This window comes from Streptococcus mitis (genome assembly GCF_946190115.1).
Classification (GTDB): Bacteria; Bacillota; Bacilli; order Lactobacillales; family Streptococcaceae; genus Streptococcus; species Streptococcus mitis_CO.
The window spans coordinates 66,534-88,443 of record NZ_CAMHZG010000001.1 but is presented as its reverse complement, the minus strand read 5'-3'; the positions used below and the strand labels follow the sequence as shown (position 1 = coordinate 88,443).

Here is a 21,910-nt window from a genome sequence, read left to right as displayed (position 1 = left end):
AAATTAAAGAAGGTGATTACGCTTGTCATTATTTAAAAAAGAACGATTTTCGATCCGAAAAATCTGTGGGATTGTTGGTTCGGTGTTACTCGGAAGTGTCTTGGTTGCACCGTCAGTCATCCATGCTTCTACCTATCATTATGTTGAAAAAAGCGCTCTTACAAAGGAAGAACAAAGTAAGATTCAGGCAGGAATTCCTACTGATAATGAAGCAAGTTATGCTCTTATTTATCAGCAGGAAGCTCTTCCTGCAACAGGTTCATCGACTTCTGTGCTTACAGCTTTAGGTCTATTAGCTGTTGGTAGTTTAGTCCTTTTGGTTCATAAAAAGAAAAAAGTTAGTAGTTTGTTCTTAGTTACTACTATCGGACTGATTAGTCTTTCTAGTATGCAAGCTCTCGATATAAGCAATCCTTTGAAAGCTCCAAGTAATGAAGGAGTAGTTCAAATTACTGGATATCGTTATATTGGATACTTATCCCTTGATGATGATGCAATTTCAGAAATTCAACATAAGGATGAGGGGACAAAGAATGTTCCAGTATCTGAAACTCAGGTAAGTATCCCTAATGAAGCGCCTAAAGCTGAGAAACCTAAATACACTGAGCCTGTAAGTACAGTCCCAGACGAGGCGCCTAAATCAGAGAAGCCTGACTATACGCAACCAATAGGTACAAACCTTGTAGAGCCAGCAGTTCAGGAGAAACCTGAATATACAGGTCCAATTGGCGGTAATTTAGTTGAACCAGCAGTTCATGAAAAACCAGCATACACTGAGCCTGTAAGTACAGTCCCAGACGAGGCGCCTAAAGTAGAAAAACCTGACTATACGCAACCAATAGGTGCAAATCTTGTAGAGTCAGAAGTTCATGAAAAACCAGCATACACTAAACCTGTAGGTACTGTTCCAGACGAGGCTCCTAAATCAGAGAAGCCTGACTATACGCAACCAATAGGTACAAACCTTGTAGAGCCAGCAGTTCAGGAGAAACCTGAATATACAGGTCCAATTGGCGGTAATTTAGTTGAACCAGCAGTTCATGAAAAACCAGCATACACTGAGCCTGTAAGTACAGTCCCAGACGAGGCGCCTAAAGTAGAAAAACCTGACTATACGCAACCAATAGGTGCAAATCTTGTAGAGTCAGAAGTTCATGAAAAACCAGCATACACTAAACCTGTAGGTACTGTTCCAGACGAGGCTCCTAAATCAGAGAAGCCTGACTATACGCAACCAATAGGTACAAACCTTGTAGAGCCAGCAGTTCAACCGGCATTACCAGAAGCTGTTGTGACTGATAAAGGGGAATCAGAAGTTCAACCAGCGTTGCCGGAAGCTGTTGTGACTGATAAAGGGGAACCAGAAGTTCAACCAGCGTTGCCGGAAGCTGTTGTGACTGACAAAGGGGAACCAGAAGTTCAACCAGCCTTACCAGAAGCTGTTGTGACTGACAAAGGGGAACCAGAAGTTCAACCAGCGTTACCAGAAGCTGTTGTGACTGACAAAGGGGAACCAGAAGTTCAACCAGCGTTGCCGGAAGCTGTTGTGACTGACAAAGGGGAACCAGAAGTTCAGCCAGCCTTACCCGAAGCTGTTGTGACTGACAAAGGGGAACCAGAAGTTCAACCAGTGTTACCAGAAGCTGTTGTGACTGAAAAAGGAGAACCGGAAGTTCAACCAGCGTTACCAGAAGCTGTTGTGACTGACAAAGGGGAACCAGAAGTTCAGCCAGCCTTACCCGAAGCAGTAGTCACAGAAAAGGGAGAACCAGAAGTTCAAGCTGAGTTGCCAGAATATACGTCAAAAGTTGCTCCAACTTTGACTTTAGATAAGGTTACAGAAGATGCGATGGATCGTTCAGCTAAATTGGATTACACTCTTGAAAATACAGGTAATGCTGAAATCAAGAGCATTATAGCTGAGATTAAAGATGGGGACACTGTTGTTAAGCGAGTTGATTTATCTAAAGAAAAATTGACAGACGCTATTCAAGGTTTGGATTTATTCAAAGATTATAAAATTGCAACAACAATGACTTACAACCGTGGTGAAGGTGATGAAACATCTAAACTGGATGAAAAACCTTTGCGTTTGGAGTTGAAAAAGGTCGAAATTAAAAATATTTCATCTACTAATTTAGTGAAGGTGAATGATGATGGTACTGAAACACCAAGTGATTTCATGAGCGAAAAACCTTCTGATGAAGATGTGAAGAAAATGTACTTAAAAATCACTAGTCGTGATAATAAAGTAACACGTTTAGCAGTTGATAAAATTGAAGAAGTGACTGAAGAAGGTAAGAAACTTTATAAAATCACTGCTGAAGCTCAAGATTTGATTCAACACATTGATCCATCTAAGGCGCGCAATAAGTATGTTTATTATATAGAAAAACCCCAACCTAAAGAAGATAATGTCTACTATAACTTTAAAGATTTAGTAGAGGCTATGAATGTTAATAAAAATGGTACATTTAAAATCGGAGCAGATTTGAATGCAACGAATGTACCAACACCTAACAAACAATATGTTCCAGGTACGTTTAAGGGACATCTATCAAGTGTTGATGGTAAACAATATACAATTCATAACATTGCCCGTCCCTTATTTGACCGTGTTGAAAATGGTTCTGTGAAAAATATTAATTTAGGTAATGTGGATATCAATATGCCTTGGGCTGACGGAATAGCACCTGTTGCCAATATGGTGAAAAATGCAACTGTTGAAGATGTTAAGGTAACTGGTAGTGTAGTTGCTAATAACAATATTGCGGGTATCGTCAATAAAATCGATAGTGGTGGTCAGTTGACAAATGTAGCCTTCATCGGTAAACTCACGGGTGTTGGTGATAAAGGTCAATATATGGCTGGTATTGCCGGTGAGATTTGGAGAGGTAATGTTGCAAAAGCATATGTCGAGGCTGATATTGTTGCTAACAGAGCCCGTATAGGTGGTTTAGTTGCTAAAACAGATAATGGCAACGACTCTATGGGAATTGGTAAATACGGTTCAATTCGTAAATCAGTCACCAAAGGAACCATTAAGACTAAAGTTTTGCTTGAAACAGGTGGATTTATCAATAGCAATCTTCCTTTCGGTAAACTGGAAGATAATATTTCAATGATGAGAGTTGAAAATGGTGAAGAGTTCTTTGGTTCTTCAGATTTGGACTACGATGGTGGTTATTTCACAAATGGATGGTTAGAGCGTAACTTTGTTGTCAAAGGTGTCAGTTCAGGTAAGCATTCATACAAACGTTCTCGTGACAAAATTAAAGAAATTAGTCAAGATGAAGCTAACAAGAGAATTGCAGCCTTTAATATTACTGCTGACAAATACGAAATCAACGAACCTGTGGTCAATCGCTTAAATCGTTTAACCAGAAGAGAAGATGAATATAAGTCAACCCAAGACTATAAAGTAGATCGAGATCGGGCTTATCGTAATATTGAGAAACTTCAACCATTTTATAATAAAGAATGGATTGTCAACCAAGGTAACAAACTTGCAGAAGATTCAAACTTAGCTAAGAAAGAAGTCCTTTCTGTTACGGGAATGAAGGATGGTCAATTCGTGACCGATTTATCGGATATCGATAAAATAATGATTCACTATGCAGATGGTACAAAAGAAGAAATGGGGGTCACACTCAAGGATTCTAAAGTCCAACAAGTGCGTGAATATAGCGTATCTGGTCTTGGTGATGTTGTCTATACACCAAATATGGTTGTTAAAAATCGAGACAAACTGATTGCAGATGTGAAAGAGAAGTTATCTTCAGTCACATACGATTCGCAAGATGTTCGTAAAATTATTGGAAATCCAGCTGATTTGTATCTAGAAGAAAGCTTTACTGACGTCAAAGACAATCTTGATAAATTTGTGAAAGCTTTAGTCGAAAATGAAGATCATCAATTGAATAGTGACGAAGCTGCGATGAAAGCACTTGTGAAGAAAATTGACGATAATAAAGCGAAAATTATGATGGCTCTATCTTACTTGAACCGTTACTATAACATTAAGTATACTGACAACAGTATGAGTATCAAAGACATTATGATATTTAAACCTGACTTCTACGGTAAAACACCAAGTGTGTTAGATCGCTTGATTAACATCGGGTCTAGCGAGAAGAACTTAAAGGGTGACCGAACTCAGGATGCTTATCGTGAAATCATTGCAAGTAATACTGGTAAAGGTAGTCTTCGTAACTTCCTAGAATACAACATGCGTTTGTTTACAGAGGATAAAGACATCAATGATTGGTTTATCCACTCAGCTAAGAATGTTTATGTTTCAGAACCTAAAACTACAAATCCTGACTTTGTCAATAAACGTCATAGAGTCTTTGATGGTTTAGATAACGGTGTTCATGGTCGTATGATTTTACCACTTCTAACGCTTAAAGATGCACATATGTTCTTAATTTCAACATATAACACGATGGCGTACAGTTCATTTGAGAAATATGGAAAACATACAGAAGAAGCTCGTAATGAGTTCAAAACTAAGATTGATGAAGTTGCACATGCTCAACAAACTTATTTAGATTTCTGGTCACGTTTATCATTATCTAATGTTCGTGATAGACTTCTTAAGAGTCAAAATATGGTACCGACACCAGTTTGGGATAACCAAAACTACCATGGAGTCGACGGTGCCAACAGCATGGGGTACGGAAAGAACGGGGCAATTATCAGACCTATTAGAGAATTGTATGGTCCAACTGGCAAATTCCACGCAACAAATGGAGCCATGGGAGCGATGGCAAGTATTTACGATAGTGCAAACAATAATGACCAAGTTTACTTTATGGTAACCGATTTAATATCACAATTTGGTATTTCAGCATTTACACATGAAACAACACACGTCAATGACCGAATGCTCTATTACGGAGGATACAGTCAACGTGTTGGTACAAATGCAGAAGCCTATGCACAAGGTATGCTGCAAACACCTGACAGCTCAACGACTAATGGTGAATACGGCGCACTTGGAATTAATATGGCTTACCATCGTCCAAATGATGGTAACCAATGGTACAACCCAGATCCTGACAAATTAAAGACACGTGATGACATTGACCGCTACATGAGAAACTACAATGAAGCTATGATGCTGCTTGATCATGTAGAAGCTGATGCTGTACTTCCTAAAATTAAGGGAGACAATAGTAAGTGGTTCAAGAAGATTGACAAAGAAATGCGCTCTAAGATTCAGTACAATGATCTTTTAGGTCCAAACCAATGGGATAGTGTCCGTGATTTGAAAGGTGAAGAAAAGGTAATGACTTTATCTAGCGTCAATGATTTAGTGGATAATAACTTCATGACAAAACATGGAAATCCAGGCAATGGACGTTATCGCCCTGAAGATTATGCTATCAACTCAGCATATGTAAACGTCAATATGATGGCTGGTATCTATGGTGGTAATACTAGTCTTGGAGCTCCTGGTTCATTATCATTCAAACACAATGCCTTCCGCATGTGGGGTTATTATGGATATGACAAAGGTTTCACTAGTTATGTATCTAACAAATACAAAGATGCAGCTATTAAAGAAAATAAAGGTTTGCTAGGCGATGACTTTATTATTAAGAAAGTATCTGGAGACAAGTTCAAGACACTTGAAGAGTGGAAGAGACATTGGTACGAGGAGGTTCTTGCTAAAGCTAAGAAAGGCTTTGAAGGTATCGATATTGATGGCATCCATATCAGTAACTATGATGAATTAAGGCCTTTATTTGATAAAGCAGTCGAAGAAGATTTGAAAAAAACAGATGACTTCTCTCATACTGTAGCTCTTAAATCTAAGGTATTCAAAGCCCTTCTTAAAAATACAGACGGTTTCTTTAACCAACTGTTTAAAAAAGACATTTAAATGTTTAGAATATAAAGGGAACAGTTTTTTGCTTCCTCTGAAAAGTCATCATTTGATGGCTTTCAAAAAGCACCTCAAAAAAGGTATTGCCAAGTTGCAATACCTTTTTTTGAGGCTCTTTTATCTTGTCCTTGTTTCAATTGACGATACCACATTATGTACTGTTTTGCTTCATTTTATTATAAAAGGACTTAGTCCTGTGCAGTACAGAACTAAATCCTTTCAATAATTATTTGTGCAACTTTTTGGGGTTAGTAAAGAGAAGCTCGTTTTTGTTCATTCTCTTTCTGTGTCAAGTCTCTTAATCTTTATTTTCGTATGGCAAGATCAAGTTCAAGATGATTCCTGTCATGGCTGATAGGGCAGTACCTGAAAGGGTAACTGGACCAAGTTTAAGGATAGCTCCTCCAAGTCCAAGGACCAACATAGCACTTGCGATGATTAGGTTACGCATTTGAGCGAAATCAACACGTTCTTTAATCAAGACTTTCAAACCATTACTTGCGATAACTCCGTAGAGAAGGATTGACATACCACCAAGTACAGCGTTTGGAATGGTTGAAATCAAGGCAGTGAATTTACCAAGGAAGCTAAGGGCAATCGCGATAAAGGCAGCGTTACGGATAACTGAGACAGAAGCGATACGAGTCATACCAATAACCCCTGTATTTTCTCCGTAAGTTGTATTGGCTGGTCCACCAAGGAAGGCAGAAACAGAAGTTGCGATACCGTCACCAAGAAGAGTACGGTGAAGACCGGGTTCTTTCAAGAATTGACGGCCACAGATTTGACCCAAAACAGTATGGTCTCCGATATGTTCAGAAATTGTTACGATAGCGATTGGCAAGATAGCGATGGTTTCTGGACCAAAGTAAAGATTGTATTCTTTAAAGGCACCACCAGTGCTAAATGGCAAGTAGAAACCAGGAATTTCGAACCAGTTTGCTTTAAGAACTGGTGTAAAGTCAACCAAACCAAGAGTTAGTGCGAAGAGGTAACCACCGATAATGGCAAATAGGAATGGAATGATTCGTAGGAAGCCTTTTCCCTTTGTATTGATAAAGGCAGCAATCAAGAAAGTAACAACTGCTACAAGAGCATTTTTCCAGTTTCCATCAGCTACAAGACCAGCGTTGGTAACAGCTGAACCTGCAAGTCCAAGACCGATAACGATGATCATAGGTCCGATGATGATTGGTGGCAAGAGTTTATCAATCCATTTTGTACCTGCAAAACGAACACCAGCAGCCACAAGGACATAGACCAAACCAGTCAAGATAACCCCTGTTTGGGCAGCAGATACATCACCACCCATTTCTTTCATAGCAAGCGACATTGCTGTGATAAAGGCAAATGAAGAACCTAGATAAACTGGAACTTTAAAACCAGTTGAAATCATGTAGATGAGTGTCCCGACACCTGAAGCAAAAAGGGCAACAGATACAGGCATTCCCAAAATCAAGGGTACCAAGATGGTCGCACCAAACATAGCGAAAACGTGTTGGAAACTAAGGAGAATTCCTTTTCCAGTCGAAGGACGTTGGTCAACGTCTAGTAACAAATCAACAGTTGATTCTTGTTTCATATAAACCTCACTTTTGGGCATCAAAAAAGAGCCCATTATTTTACAGCAATAGGCCCTCAGAGTAAGACTTCTTTAAAATCTAGACTTTAAAGAGTTTCAAATATTTCTGCGTCTTCGTCACCTCACGGGATGACATTAAAAACCTTTGCTTGTGATAGTATAGCAAAAATTACAAACTTTGTAAATATTTTTTTACTAAAAAGATTAAAGCGGGCGTTTATTGGGCATGCCAGCCTTACGTGGATATTTATTTGGCGTTTCTTTTTTCTTTTCCACCACTGTGATGTAGCGCGGATCTCCATTTGGTAGGACGTAGCTGAGATTGTCTTCTACTTTACTAAAAAGGAGGTTGAGGGCATTCTTAGCTTCTAATAACTCCTCAGGCGCATTGCTTGCCTTGAGTGCCAATAGTTTTCCGCCAACTTTAAGGTAGGGAATAGTTAATTCAGATAGGACTTGCATACGGGCAACCGCACGAGCCGTTACAAAATCATATTGAGCACGGAAGTTCTTGTCTTGGGCCAAGTCTTCTGCACGTCCATGGTAGAAATGAACATCGTCTAAATCTAGTTCTTGAGCCAAAAGTTGGAGGAAGTTGATGCGCTTATTGAGTGAATCAATGATGGTCACATCTAACTGAGGATAGAGGATTTTCATTGGTAGACTAGGAAAACCTGCCCCAGCTCCAATATCAAGAAGTTTGATATTTTCATTAGGAATCAAACCTTGAAGAATGGGTGCAATCGAATCGTAAAAATGTTTGAGATAAACTTCTTCCTTGTCCGTAATGGCTGTTAAATTAATCTTTTCATTCCACTCGACCAAGAGTTCAAAATAACGTTCAAATTGTTCTTTCTGCTGGTCCGAAAGTGGAAGATTTTGCTCGGCAAGCAAGTTGTAAAATGTTTCTGGTTTCATAGTTATTTCCTTCTTTAGTATCATCTTATTTTACCACAATCATTAAAAATTTGATATACTGGTACTAATCTAAAAGTAGAAAGGACTTATATAATGACTTGGATTATTCTTGGAGTTTTAGCTCTTGTTGTTATTTTTGTGATCGTTAGCTATAACGGTTTGGTTAAGAATCGTATGCAAACAAAGGAGGCTTGGAGTCAGATTGATGTTCAGTTGAAACGTCGAAATGATCTCTTGCCAAACTTGATTGAGACTGTAAAAGGTTATGCCAAATATGAAGGTTCTACCCTTGAAAAGGTGGCAGAACTGCGTAACCAAGTGGCAGCAGCGACTTCACCAGCAGAAGCTATGAAAGCTAGTGATGCCCTCACTCGTCAGGTTTCAGGTATTTTTGCAGTTGCAGAAAGCTATCCAGATTTGAAAGCTAGTGCCAACTTTGTTAAATTGCAAGAGGAGTTGACAAACACAGAAAATAAAATTTCATACTCCCGTCAACTCTACAACAGTGTTGTCAGCAACTACAATGTAAAATTAGAAACTTTCCCAAGCAATATTATCGCTGGAATGTTTGGCTTTAAAGCAGCAGATTTCCTTCAAACACCAGAAGAGGAAAAGGCAGTTCCTAAAGTTGATTTTAGCGGTTTAGGTGACTAAGATGTTGTTTGATCAAATTGCAAGCAATAAACGAAAAACGTGGATTTTGTTGCTGGTATTTTTCCTACTCTTAGCTCTTGTTGGCTATGCGGTTGGTTACCTCTTTATGCGATCTGGGCTTGGTGGTTTGGTTATCGCACTGATTATCGGCTTTATCTATGCTTTGTCCATGATTTTTCAATCAACAGAGATTGTCATGTCCATGAATGGAGCGCGTGAGGTTGATGAGCAAACGGCACCAGACCTTTACCATGTAGTGGAAGATATGGCTATGGTGGGTCAGATTCCCATGCCACGAGTTTTCATCATTGATGATCCAGCCTTAAATGCTTTTGCGACAGGTTCTAATCCTCAAAATGCGGCGGTTGCTGCGACGTCAGGTCTCCTAGCTATCATGAATCGCGAGGAGCTAGAAGCTGTTATGGGACATGAGGTTAGTCATATTCGTAATTACGATATCCGTATTTCGACTATTGCTGTCGCTCTCGCTAGTGCTATCACCATGCTTTCTAGTATGGCAGGTCGTATGATGTGGTGGGGTGGCGCAGGTCGTAGACGAAGTGACGATGATCGAGATGGAAATGGCTTAGAAATCATTATGCTAGTGGTTTCCCTACTAGCTATTGTGCTGGCACCTCTCGCTGCAACCTTGGTACAACTAGCTATTTCTCGTCAGAGGGAATTTCTAGCTGATGCTTCTAGTGTCGAGTTGACTCGCAATCCTCAAGGGATGATCAATGCTCTACGTAAGTTGGACAATAGCGAGCCGATGCATCACCATGTCGATGATGCTAGTAGCGCACTTTATATCAATGATCCCAAGAAAGGGGGAGGGTTCCAAAAACTATTTTATACCCACCCACCTATTTCAGAACGGATTGAGCGTTTGAAACATATGTAAAATTTGCCTATACAATCCTAAAAATGAGCATTCTCGTAGTTGGAGATGCTCATTTTCTTATATAAGAAATTCAGAAATCAATTTGTTATGATACAACTTATATTCTTCGAAAATCTCTTCAAACCGCATCAGATTCGCCTTGCCGTACTTAAGTCCAGCCTGCGGCTAGCTTCCTAGTTTGCTCTTTGATTTTCATTGAGTATTAGAATTTCTTTAGGAAACTTCGTTCAGAACACATGATATATCGAAGAAGAATTTAGCATCTATGTCAAATGGAGGAGGGCAACTGATCTCGTTTTTCGCAAATTAGAGAATATTTTTGGCGTGCTAAGAGTGTGTGTTAGAGACAAGTAGGCCAGCGTAGTAGAGCTAGGATTCATCTTAATGAGCATGGGGGTTACAAAATTGTCCAAGAATTCAATCTACAAATCAGTTATTTAAAAATCACTGTGTTCTTTTAGCTAGAAGTTAGTTTTTGTCCAGCCTCTTTTATAGGCGATTTCGGAAAACTTCATACATGAGAATAGCCGCAGCAACACTGGCATTGAGACTTTGAACATGTCCATTCATCGGAATGGTAATCATCTCATCAACCTGTTTTTTGATGTTGCTAGAGATACCTTTTCCTTCATTTCCAATGATGAGGGCAATTTTCCCTTTTGTATTCCACTTGTGGCAAGGAGTACCGTTCATATCCGTTCCAAAGGTCCAGAAGCCTTCATCCTTGAGTTTGTCCAGAGTTTGGCTTAGATTGGTCACTCGAGCAATTGGAACGTGCTCAATAGCACCTGTGGCTGTTTTGGCAACGACAGGTGTTACTCCGACAGCACGGTGCTTGGGAATGATGACTCCGGAAACATTGGTCGCATCGGCTGTTCGCAAGATAGAACCCAGATTATGGGGATCGGTTAAACCATCTAGAATCAATAGAAGTGGATTTTCTTCTTGACGCGTTTTGGCAAGGATGTTATCCAGCTCGCTATAGGCAAATTCAGACACTCGTAGAACAAAACCTTGGTGGACAGCACCTTCAGTCATCTCAGAGAGGGATTTTTTTGAAGTCCAAGAAATGGATACCTTCTTTTCTGTAGCCAGTTCTTTGACTTTCTCAACATTCTTACCTCGGAGATCTTCTTGGAGGTAAAGTTTGTTTCCTGTGTTTGCAAGGAGGGCTTCGGTAACGGCGTGAACGCCATAGACAATATCATTTGTTTTCATGCCTCTATTATAACACAAAACCCCGTCTTGCAACGGGATTTTCTTTATTCTAGAATTAGTAAACCATCTTTAACTGCAAATGGGTCTTTTTCATTGATACGATCGTAAAACATGATTCCGTTAATGTGGTCAATTTCATGCTGAACAACGATGGAGTTGTAGCCTTTGAGTTTGATACGGTGTTTTTCTCCATCCTTGTCAAAGTAGTCAACAGTAACGCGAGCATGACGCACCACATAGCCAGGCACGTTGCGGTCAACAGACAGACAACCTTCTCCTTCGCCAAGAGCAGCGTCTTGAACAGAGTGAGAGACGATTTTTGGATTGTACATAATGGCTTGTAAATCGTAGGCTTCCTCTGGAGTTTCTCCTTCTTCAACAATATTTGGCACTAAAACAGCGATAATGCGTTTTGAGATATCCAATTGAGGAGCAGCAAGTCCAACCCCACCGCGTAGCCCCATCTTTTCAGCCATGACAGGATCTTGGGAATGTTTGAGGAATTGCATCATCTTTTCGCCAAGAATGATTTCCTGGTCAGACAAGGGGAAAGTAACTTCCTCAGCAACTGAGCGAAGAGTCGGATTCCCCTCGCGGATAATATCGTTCATATCAATTAAGTGAGCAGCTTTTGTAATACGTTCTATAGCAGACATTTTCTCTCCTTTCATTACCTCTACATGATATCACAAAATGACAAGGATTGAAAGCATTACGGCATCGAGCTTTTATAGAAAATGCCTTTTAGGTTCGATTCAATTGTGAAAGAAATACTTATCTGTGTTATAATAAAAAGAAAAGGCTTGCATTAGAAAGTAGGGAGAATGAAGATGCAAAGAAGACAAGATAGACATAAACGTGGACCAGTTTTTCGCTTTGTGAAAGGTTTGGTCAACTTTTTTAGACGTTATCGTAAGTGGAGTAACAAGGGATTTGTGGCGGTACTCTTGCTAGCAGTTGCTTTATCAATGGGCTTGGTTTTGTTGTTTGAAAGCTTCCAAGGCATGCCTATGACCAGTCAAAAACGAGATACTATTTCTCAAGAAGGAACTAAGAAAAAGTCTCAGGAGCAGGAAGAGGAAAAAACTGCTAGAATTATGGCTCATGGTGATTTGCTTTATCATGATATTCTTTACTTTTCAGCAAAAAAGGATGATGGAACGTATGATTTTCATGAGAATTTTGAGTATGTTACTCCTTGGCTTAAGCAAGCAGACTTAGCTATTGGTGACTTTGAAGGAACCATTAATAAGGATCATTATTTAGCAGGTTATCCTCTCTTTAATGCTCCTGCTGAAGTTATGGATGCCATTAAGGATGCAGGTTATCATGTTCTAGATTTAGCTCATAATCACATTTTGGATTCGCAAATTGAGGGAGTTATTTCAACGGCCGATATTATTGAGAAAGCTGGAATCACTCCAATCGGAGTTTATACGCATGAGCCACGTGATCAGGCTCCGCTGGTCATTAAGGAAGTGAATGGTATCAAGGTTGCACTTTTGGCTTATTCTTATGGATTTAATGGAATTGAGCAAAATATTTCTCAAGAGGATTATAATCACTATCTTTCAGATTTAGATGAGAATAAAATGAAGTCTGAAATTGAACGGGCGGAAAAGGAAGCAGATATCACCATTATCATGCCACAAATGGGTGTTGAGTATCGCATAGAACCGACTGAAGAGCAAAAGGCTCTTTATCACAAGATGATTGATTGGGGAGCAGATATTATCTTTGGAGGGCATCCACACGTAGTTGAACCGTCTGAAATTGTTGAAAAAGATGGGGACAAGAAACTCATCATCTATTCAATGGGGAACTTCATTTCCAATCAACGAATTGAGACCATGCAAGGGGTAGAAAATGCTAAGTGGACTGAACGTGGCGTTCTCATGGACGTGACCATTAAGAAGAAGGATGGAAAAACAACTATCGGAACAGCTAAAGCTCATCCTACTTGGGTCAATCGAACACCAAAGGGAACTTTTTCACCAGAAGGATATCCCCTATATCATTATCAAACCTATATCTTGGAAGATTTCATAGAGGGTGGCAGTCATCGTGATCAATTAGATGAAGCGACTAAGGAACGAATTGATACAGCCTATAAAGAAATGAACGAACATGTGGGATTGAAGTGGGATTAGCTTGAATCCAGAGGGAAGTAAATGACGATTAAAGTAATTGCGACAGATATGGATGGGACCTTGCTGGATGCTAGAGGCCAGCTTGATCTCCCACGTTTGGAAAAGATTTTAGATCAGTTGGATCAAAGGGGTATTCGTTTTGTCATCGCGACGGGCAATGAAATTCATCGCATGAGGCAACTACTGGAGCACTTGGTCGATCGAGTGGTTCTGGTTGTTGCAAACGGTGCTCGTATTTTTGAAAACAATGAACTGATTCAGGCGCAGACTTGGGATGATGCCATTGTCGATAAGGCTTTGGCTCATTTCAAGGGTCGAGCGTGTCAGGATCAGTTTGTTGTGACGGCTATGAAGGGTGGTTTCGTCAAAGAAGGTACGATTTTTACAGACCTTGAAAGTTTTATGACTCCAGAAATGATTGAAAAATTCTACCAACGGATGCAATTTGTGGACGAATTAACCTCTGACCTCTTTGGTGGTGTGCTCAAGATGAGTATGGTTGTTGGTGAGGAGCGTTTGAGTTCGGTCTTGGAAGAAATCAATGATCTCTTTGATGGCCGTGTTCGGGCTGTATCGAGTGGCTATGGTTGCATTGATATCCTTCAAGCTGGGATTCATAAAGCATGGGGCTTGGAAGAATTACTCAAGCGTTGGGACTTGAAGCCCCAACAAATTATGGCTTTTGGTGACAGTGAAAATGATGTTGAAATGCTTGAAATGGCTGGAATTGCCTATGCGATGGAAAATGCTGATGACAAGGCCAAAGCTGTGGCGACTGCTCTAGCGCCAGCCAATAGCCAAGGAGGAGTTTATCAAGTCTTGGAGAACTGGTTAGAAAAAGGAGAATGAAGTGGCAGTACAGTTATTAGAAAATTGGCTCCTAAAGGAACAAGGTAAAATCCAAACCAAGTATCGTCACTTAAATCAGGTTTCTGTTGTAGAGCCAGACATTCTTTTTATTGGGGATTCCATTGTCGAATATTATCCTCTGCAGGAACTATTTGGGACTTCGAAGACGATTGTCAATCGAGGCATTCGAGGTTATCAGACAGGACTGTTATTAGAGAATCTGGATGCGCATCTGTACGGTGGGGCGGTAGATAAAATTGTCCTTTTAATTGGGACGAACGATATTGGAAAAGATGTGCCTGTGAATGAGACTCTCAATAATCTCGAAGCTATCATACAATCCATTACTCACGATTATCCATTGACTGAGATTAAATTGCTTTCTATTTTGCCAGTCAATGAGGGAGAGGAGTACAAGCAGACAGTCTATATCCGCACGAATGAAAAAATTCAGAACTGGAATCACGCCTATCAAGAGCTTGCTTCTGCCTATATGCAGGTGGAATTTTTGCCAGTTTTTGATAGTTTGATAGACCAAGAAGGTCAACTAAAAAAAGATTATACGACTGATGGACTGCATCTCAGTGTTGCTGGTTATCAGGTTTTGACCAAAGCTTTGAAAGACTATCTTTTTTAGTTAATTGATTTTCTTTTTGCATTTTTGAGTTAGATAAGGTATAATGGTTCTATTGTCTTTTGGGGTCGTTACGGATTCGACAGGCATTATGAGGCATATTTTGCGACTCGTGTGGCGACGTAAACGCTCAGTTAAATATAACTGCAAAAAATAATACTTCTTACGCTCTAGCTGCCTAAAAACCAGCAGGCGTGACCCGATTTGGATTGCTCGTGTTCAATGACAGGTCTTATTATTAGCGAGATACGATCAAGTCTTGTCTAGTGGCTTGATAAGAGATTGATAGACTCGCAGTTTCTAGGCTTGAGTTATGTGTCGAGGGACTGTTAAACTAATACATAACCTATGGTTGTAGACAAATATGTTGGCAGGTGTTTGGACGTGGGTTCGACTCCCACCGGCTCCATTATTTCTTTGCATTCTTTTGAATTCCTTGGTAAAACGTTGTTAAATCAACGTTTTTTGTTTTTGTCTTTGGTATTCCTTGGTATTCTTTTGCGAAAAAGGGAGTCACAAACAGACCCTAAAGCAGACCCTGTTTTTAAAAAAGGGATACAAAAAAGGATACAACATTTTTGTAGTATCCTAAAAATCTATGTACTTCACAAAGCGTTCTTCGGCTCCATTATGCGTTTTTGTGATTTTAAGACTTGTTAGCTGATTTTTTACAATCCTGCGAATTCTTTGATTTCTTGTGCTGACATTGAAGAGTCGCAACGGACATTGATTTGTCCATCCGAAATGTGAACAAAGCCTGGTACAGTTGGGATTCCGTAGCGTGAGCGGAATGCTTGCAACTCATTGAGTTGGCTTGGTTCTTCACTGTTGATGAAGTAGATGTGAGCTTTGGTTTCAGCTACGACACCTGCTAAAGTACCTGCAAATTTACGGCAGTAAGGGCAAGTTTTGCGACCGATAAAGAAGGTTGCAGTTTCTTTATTATCAAGAGCTTCTTGCGCACGCGCTACTGTAGTGACTTCAAGGTCTTTGATATTATCTAAAAATTGTTCCATGAGATTACCTCGCTTTCATTGATATGTCTAGTATGCCATAAAGTTTCTAAAATTGCTTAGATTTGATACGAAAAAAGATGAGATTGGTTGGTCTCATCTTTTATAGTGTTTTATTTTACAAAAGCATTGATTTCTGCTTCGATGTTAGCAATCTTGGCTTGTGATTCTTCGTTTGTTTCACCTACAACTGCAATGTAGAACTTGATTTTTGGTTCTGTACCTGAAGGGCGAACGGCAATCCATGAATCGTCAGCAAGTGTGTATTTCAACACATCACTTGGAGGAGTTGTCAAGTTTGTAACAGTACCGTCAGCAGCAGTAGCAGTTTGAGCTTTAAAGTCTTCTACGACAGTGATAGCTGTTTTGTTCCATTCTTTTGGAGCATTGTTACGGAATTTAGCCATAATCGCTTTGATTTGTTCAGCACCATCGACACCTGAAAGAGTAACAGAGATTGTCTTTTCTGCATAGTAGCCATATTCTTTGTAGATTTCTTCGATACCGTCAGCAAGTGTCAAACCACGTGAACGGTAGTAGGCAGCAAGTTCAGCAACGACAAGGACGGCTTGGATTGCATCTTTATCACGTACAAATGGTTTAATCAAGTAACCGAAGCTTTCTTCAAATCCCATCATGTAAGTGTGATTGTGTTTTTCTTCGAATTCTTGGATTTTTTCAGCGATAAATTTGAAACCAGTCAGAACGTTGAACATGGTTGCTCCGTAGCTTTCAGCGATCTTCGTTACCAAGTCAGTTGATACGATAGATTTACATAGGGCTGCATTTTCAGGAAGAGTTCCAGCGTTTTTGTGGGCTTCCAAGATGTATTTTGCCATGATAGCACCGATTTGGTTACCTGATAGGTTGAGGTAGCTACCATCTTTTTGAAGAACTTCAACACCAACACGGTCAGCATCTGGGTCAGTTGCCACAAGAACATCTGCACCAACTTTACGACCAAGTTCTTCAGCAAGGGCAAAGGCTGCTTGGCTTTCTGGGTTTGGAGATTTTACAGTTGAGAAGTTAGGGTCAGCAGTTGCTTGCGCTTCAACGACTTGAACAGAGTCAAATCCTGCTTGGGCAAGAGCACGACGAGCCAACATTTCACCAGTACCATGAAGTGGTGTGTAGACAATTTTCATGTCTTTACCAAATTCTTCAATCAAGGCTGGGTTGATGTTTACGTCTTTAACCTCTTTAAGGTATTCTACGTCAACAGCTTCGCCGATAACTTCAATCAAGCCAGAAGCTTTTTCAGCTTCCACATCAGCAACTTCTACCGCAAATGGGTTTTCGATTGCACGGATATAAGTAGTCAAAGCGTCTGCATCATGTGGAGGCATTTGTCCACCGTCTTCACCGTAAACTTTGTAACCGTTAAATGGTGCAGGATTGTGGCTAGCTGTGACCATGATACCCGCGAAACAGTTGAGGTGACGAACTGCAAATGATAGTTCTGGAGTTGGACGAAGGCTTTCAAATACATAAGATTTGATACCATGTTTAGCAAGAACTGCCGCAGATTCAAAGGCAAACTCAGGTGAGAAGTGACGGCTATCGTAGGCGATTGCGACACCACGTTCTTTTTCGTTTCCACCTTTTGATTCAATCAAACGAGCCAAACCTTCAGTAGCTTGGCGAACAACGTAGATGTTGATGCGGTTTGTACCAGCACCAATCAAGCCACGCATACCTGCAGTACCAAATTCAAGATTTGTATAGAAGGCATCTTCCTTTGTTTTTTCATCCATATTTTCCAAATCTTGACGAAGGTAGTCAGGAAGCTCCGCAAAATCAACCCATTTCTGGTAATTTTCTTGGTAAGACATTAAAATTCTCCTTTTTGTAAATTGTTTTAACCGTTCACATTATAGCACTTTTTAGCGTTTTAGTAAAACGGTAGCATAATTTTCAGAAAAGTAGTGACATATGCCTGTTTATCAAGTCTTGAATGCCTTAGGGAAACATGCTATACTACTTGTATGATTATTTTACAAGCTAATAAAATTGAACGTTCTTTTGCAGGAGAGGTTCTTTTTGATAATATCAACCTGCAGGTTGATGAACGAGATCGGATTGCCCTTGTTGGGAAAAATGGTGCAGGTAAGTCTACTCTTTTAAAGATCTTAGTTGGAGAAGAGGAGCCAACTAGCGGAGAAATCAATAAGAAAAAAGATATTTCTCTGTCTTACCTAGCCCAAGATAGCCGTTTTGAGTCTGAAAATACCATCTACGATGAAATGCTTTATGTCTTTGATGACTTGCGTCGGACTGAGAAACAACTTCGTCAGATGGAGCTGGAGATGGGTGAAAAGTCTGGTGAGGACTTGAATAAGCTGATGTCAGATTACGACCGCTTATCTGAGAATTTTCGCCAAGCAGGAGGGTTTACCTATGAAGCTGATATTCGAGCGATTTTGAATGGATTCAAGTTTGACGAGTCTATGTGGCAGATGAAAATTGCTGAGCTTTCTGGTGGTCAAAATACTCGTCTGGCGCTGGCCAAAATGCTCCTTGAAAAGCCTAATCTCTTGGTCTTGGACGAGCCAACCAACCACTTGGATATCGAAACCATCGCCTGGCTAGAGAATTACTTGGTAAATTATAGCGGTGCCCTCATTATTGTCAGCCACGACCGTTATTTCTTAGACAAGGTTGCGACAATTACGCTAGATTTGACCAAGCATTCCTTGGATCGCTATGTGGGCAATTATTCTCGGTTTGTCGAGTTGAAAGAGCAGAAGCTAGCTACTGAGGCAAAAAACTATGAAAAGCAGCAGAAGGAGATCGCTGCTCTGGAAGACTTTGTCAATCGTAATCTAGTCCGTGCTTCGACGACCAAACGTGCCCAATCCCGTCGTAAACAACTGGAAAAAATGGAACGTTTGGACAAGCCTGAAGCTGGTAAGAAAGCAGCCAACATGGCTTTCCAGTCTGAAAAAACGTCTGGTAATGTTGTTTTGACTGTTGAAAATGCGGCTATTGGCTATGATGGGGAAGTCTTGTCACAACCGATTAACCTAGACCTTCGTAAGATGAATGCTGTCGCCATCGTTGGTCCCAATGGTATTGGCAAGTCAACTTTTATTAAATCAATCGTGGACCAAATTCCCTTTATCAAGGGTGAAAAGCGATTTGGAGCTAATGTTGAGGTTGGTTACTATGACCAAACCCAAAGCAAGCTGACACCAAGTAATACTGTACTGGATGAACTCTGGAATGATTTTAAACTGACACCTGAAGTTGAAATTCGTAACCGTCTTGGTGCCTTCCTTTTCTCAGGAGATGATGTTAAAAAATCAGTCGGCATGTTATCTGGTGGCGAAAAAGCTCGTTTGCTTTTGGCTAAATTGTCTATGGAAAACAACAACTTCTTGATTCTGGACGAGCCGACCAACCACTTGGATATTGATAGCAAGGAAGTGCTAGAAAATGCCTTGATTGACTTTGATGGAACTCTTCTATTCGTCAGCCACGACCGTTACTTTATCAATCGTGTAGCAACTCATGTTTTGGAATTGTCTGAGAATGGCTCAACTTTCTACCTTGGAGATTACGACTATTATGTCGATAAAAAGGCTGAAATGGAAGTCAGTCAGATAGAGGAAGCTTCAACCAGCAATCAAGCAAAAGAAGCAAGCCCAGTCAATGACTATCAGGCCCAGAAAGAAAGTCAAAAAGAAGTTCGCAAACTCATGCGACAAATCGAAAATCTAGAAGCTGAAATAGAAGAGTTAGAAAGTCAAAGCCAAGCCATTTCTGAACAAATGTTGGAAACAAACGATGCCGAAAAACTCATGGAATTGCAGGCTGAGCTGGACAAAATCAGCCACCGTCAGGAAGAAGCTATGCTTGAATGGGAAGAATTATCAGAGCAGGTGTAAAGATGGAACATCTTGGAAAAGTATTTCGTGAATTTCGGACAAGTGGAAATTATTCTTTAAAGGAGGCGGCAGGGGAGTCTTGCTCTACCTCTCAGTTATCTCGCTTTGAGCTTGGGGAGTCTGACCTAGCAGTCTCGCGTTTCTTTGAGATTTTGGATAATATTCATGTAACAATCGAAAATTTCATGGACAAGGCTAGGGATTTTCAAAATCATGAACATGTTGCTATGATGGCACAGATTATCCCGCTTTACTACTCAAATGATATTGCAGGTTTTCAAAAGCTTCAAGAAGAACAACTTGAAAAGGCTAAGAGTTCGACAAATCCTCTCTATTTTGAGCTGAACTGGATTTTGTTACAAGGTTTGATTTGTCAAAGAGATTCGAGTTATGAGATGAAGCAGGATGATTTGGATAAGGTAGCAGATTATCTCTTTAAAACAGAAGAATGGACCATGTATGAGTTGATTCTGTTTGGTAACCTCTATAGTTTCTACGATGTGGATTATGTCACTCGGATTGGTAGAGAAGTTATGGAGAGGGAGGAATTTTACCTAGAGATTGGTCGCCATAAGAGATTAGTGTTGATTTTGGCCCTCAATTGTTACCAGCATTGTTTAGAGCATTCTTCTTTTGACAATGCAAGCTATTTTGAGGCTTATACAGAGAAGATTATTGGTAAAAACATTAGTCTGTATGAACGAAATATTTTACATTACCTCAAAGGTTTTGCCTTGTACCAAAAAGGAAAGTGTAAAGAAGGTTGTAGACAGATGCAAGAGGCCATGCATATTTTTGACGTGCTAGGTCTCCCAGAGCAAGTAGCCTACTATCAGGAACACTACGAAAAATTTGTCAAAGATTAATTTTCCCAAATAAGGGAAAAAATAAAAAGCTCCTTTCGGTTTTGATACAATAGTTTCAAAATTTGAGAGGAGTTTTTTATATGAATCGCTACGCAGTACAGTTGATTAGTCGTGGAGCTGTTAACAAGATAGGTAATATGCTCTATGATTATGGAAATAGTGTCTGGTTGGCTTCCATGGGGGCTATCGGGCAAACTGTTTTAGGAATGTATCAGATTTCTGAACTCGTCACATCTATTCTCGTAAATCCCTTTGGCGGAGTCATTTCAGACCGTTTTTCTCGTCGTAGGATTTTAATGATGACAGACCTTGTTTGTGGGATTCTTTGTCTGGCTATTTCTTTCATAAGGAATGACAGCTGGATGATTGGCGCTTTGATTTTTGCCAATATTGTGCAGGCTATTGCTTTTGCCTTTTCTAGACCGGCAAATAAGGCCATTATCACAGAATTGGTAGAGAAGGATGAACTGGTTCTTTACAATTCTCGTTTAGAGTTGGTGATGCAGGTTGTCAGTGTGAGTTCTCCTGTGCTTTCTTTTCTGGTTTTACAATTTGCAAGTCTTCGCATTACCTTGGTATTAGATGCCCTTAGTTTTTTCCTCGCTTTTGGTTTGGTAGCCTTGCTTCCCAAAAAAGAAGAGAAGGCTTTTGGGGAGAAGAAACTCACATTCAGAGTTATTTTTTCTGATATCAAGGAGGGAGTTCACTATATTGTGAAGCAAAAGGAAATCTTCTTTTTGTTAGTCATGGCTTCAAGTATCAATTTTTTCTTCGCAGCTTTTAATTATCTCCTTCCCTTTTCAAATCAGCTCTATGGAGTACAAGGTGCCTATGCCACTATTTTGACAATGGGGGCTATCGGATCTATTGTTGGGGCTTTGCTAGCTAGTAAGATTAAAGCCAGTATGGAAATGCTTCTGTTTTTATTGGCTCTGACTGGGTTTGGAGTGATGATAATGGGATTCACCCTCCCCTCCTATCTGACTTTTTCAGGGAACTTTGTTTGTGAACTCTTTATGACGATTTTCAATATTCACTTTTTTACTCAAGTACAAACCAAGGTTGAAGGTGAATATCTGGGAAGAGTTCTCAGTTCGATTTATACCTTAGCTATACTATTTATGCCTATTGCAACAGGTTTAATGACCTGGCTTCCAAGTGTTCATCTTTATTCTTTCTTGATTATTGGACTTGGAGTTGTCACCTTATCCTTCTTAGCTCTCGGATATGTTCGAACCCGTTTTGAAAAAGAGACATAAGTTTGCTTTGACTTCAAAAATAATTTCAATCTAAGTGTTTTTTTCGCCCTTCTCGTTTGTGAGGAGGGCTTAGTTTATGGTAAAATGGT

At 40.0% G+C, this 21,910-nt stretch carries 15 protein-coding genes and 1 other RNA gene; 10 read left to right on the top strand and 6 right to left on the bottom strand.

Annotated elements, in window-relative coordinates; translation table 11 throughout:
* The first annotated feature begins 22 nt into the window (after positions 1–22).
* A complete protein-coding gene (locus N8L90_RS00380; RefSeq protein ID WP_261023777.1) occupies positions 23–5,887 on the top strand; it encodes an SIALI-17 repeat-containing surface protein in 5,865 nt (1,954 codons plus the stop codon).
* A 301-nt stretch (positions 5,888–6,188) separates the two neighbouring features.
* Here N8L90_RS00380 and N8L90_RS00375 read toward each other — a convergent pair whose 3' ends face one another.
* Both N8L90_RS00375 and rsmG read right to left on the bottom strand, forming a co-directional pair.
* Positions 6,189–7,472 (bottom strand): uracil-xanthine permease family protein, encoded by a 1,284-nt coding sequence (locus tag N8L90_RS00375; RefSeq protein ID WP_004249258.1) that lies wholly within the window; start codon positions 7,470–7,472, stop codon positions 6,189–6,191.
* A 204-nt stretch (positions 7,473–7,676) separates the two neighbouring features.
* Positions 7,677–8,390, bottom strand: coding sequence for a 16S rRNA (guanine(527)-N(7))-methyltransferase RsmG (gene rsmG / locus N8L90_RS00370; protein WP_000801930.1), 714 nt, complete (start codon positions 8,388–8,390; stop codon positions 7,677–7,679).
* A 93-nt stretch (positions 8,391–8,483) separates the two neighbouring features.
* Between rsmG and N8L90_RS00365 the strand changes: the two genes are divergently transcribed.
* The gene (locus N8L90_RS00365) at positions 8,484–9,044 is read left to right on the top strand and encodes a LemA family protein (protein WP_000219846.1); all 561 of its coding nucleotides are present in this window, start codon (positions 8,484–8,486) and stop codon (positions 9,042–9,044) included.
* Between the two features lies 1 nt (position 9,045).
* Positions 9,046–9,945, top strand: coding sequence for a zinc metalloprotease HtpX (gene htpX, locus N8L90_RS00360; RefSeq protein ID WP_219966693.1), 900 nt, complete (start codon positions 9,046–9,048; stop codon positions 9,943–9,945).
* 489 nt (positions 9,946–10,434) lie between these two features.
* Here htpX and rlmB read toward each other — a convergent pair whose 3' ends face one another.
* A complete protein-coding gene (rlmB, locus tag N8L90_RS00355) occupies positions 10,435–11,163 on the bottom strand; it encodes a 23S rRNA (guanosine(2251)-2'-O)-methyltransferase RlmB (RefSeq protein WP_023944296.1) in 729 nt (242 codons plus the stop codon).
* 44 nt (positions 11,164–11,207) lie between these two features.
* Positions 11,208–11,819, bottom strand: coding sequence for a peptide deformylase (gene def, locus N8L90_RS00350; protein WP_261023772.1), 612 nt, complete (start codon positions 11,817–11,819; stop codon positions 11,208–11,210).
* A 174-nt stretch (positions 11,820–11,993) separates the two neighbouring features.
* Between def and N8L90_RS00345 the strand changes: the two genes are divergently transcribed.
* The 4 genes from N8L90_RS00345 (at position 11,994) to ssrA (ending at position 15,208) form a co-directional block, all read left to right on the top strand.
* Entirely contained in the window at positions 11,994–13,313 is a 1,320-nt protein-coding gene (locus N8L90_RS00345) for a CapA family protein (RefSeq protein ID WP_203175380.1), read from the top strand.
* A gap of 21 nt (positions 13,314–13,334) precedes the next feature.
* Entirely contained in the window at positions 13,335–14,162 is an 828-nt protein-coding gene (locus N8L90_RS00340) for an HAD family hydrolase (RefSeq protein WP_203175381.1), read from the top strand.
* Between the two features lies 1 nt (position 14,163).
* Positions 14,164–14,799, top strand: a complete 636-nt coding sequence (locus N8L90_RS00335) for an SGNH/GDSL hydrolase family protein (protein ID WP_261023771.1) — start codon at positions 14,164–14,166, stop codon at positions 14,797–14,799.
* Positions 14,800–14,860: 61 nt separating this feature from the next.
* Positions 14,861–15,208, top strand: a transfer-messenger RNA (tmRNA) gene (gene ssrA / locus N8L90_RS00330).
* Positions 15,209–15,464: 256 nt separating this feature from the next.
* Here ssrA and N8L90_RS00325 read toward each other — a convergent pair.
* On the bottom strand, positions 15,465–15,812 hold the full coding sequence (locus tag N8L90_RS00325) for a DUF6568 family protein (RefSeq protein WP_261023769.1): 348 nt from the start codon (positions 15,810–15,812) through the stop codon (positions 15,465–15,467).
* A gap of 110 nt (positions 15,813–15,922) precedes the next feature.
* On the bottom strand, positions 15,923–17,641 hold the full coding sequence (locus tag N8L90_RS00320) for a phospho-sugar mutase (protein ID WP_261023768.1): 1,719 nt from the start codon (positions 17,639–17,641) through the stop codon (positions 15,923–15,925).
* Between the two features lie 153 nt (positions 17,642–17,794).
* On the opposite strand from N8L90_RS00320, the gene N8L90_RS00315 reads away from it, so the two are divergent.
* The 3 genes from N8L90_RS00315 to N8L90_RS00305 all read left to right on the top strand — a co-directional run bounded on the left by N8L90_RS00315 (position 17,795) and on the right by N8L90_RS00305 (position 21,821).
* Positions 17,795–19,696, top strand: a complete 1,902-nt coding sequence (locus N8L90_RS00315) for an ABC-F family ATP-binding cassette domain-containing protein (protein WP_261023767.1) — start codon at positions 17,795–17,797, stop codon at positions 19,694–19,696.
* A 2-nt stretch (positions 19,697–19,698) separates the two neighbouring features.
* Positions 19,699–20,562, top strand: a complete 864-nt coding sequence (locus tag N8L90_RS00310) for an Rgg family transcriptional regulator (protein WP_261023837.1) — start codon at positions 19,699–19,701, stop codon at positions 20,560–20,562.
* A gap of 80 nt (positions 20,563–20,642) precedes the next feature.
* Positions 20,643–21,821 (top strand): MFS transporter, encoded by a 1,179-nt coding sequence (locus N8L90_RS00305; RefSeq protein ID WP_261023766.1) that lies wholly within the window; start codon positions 20,643–20,645, stop codon positions 21,819–21,821.
* Positions 21,822–21,910: the final 89 nt, after the last annotated feature.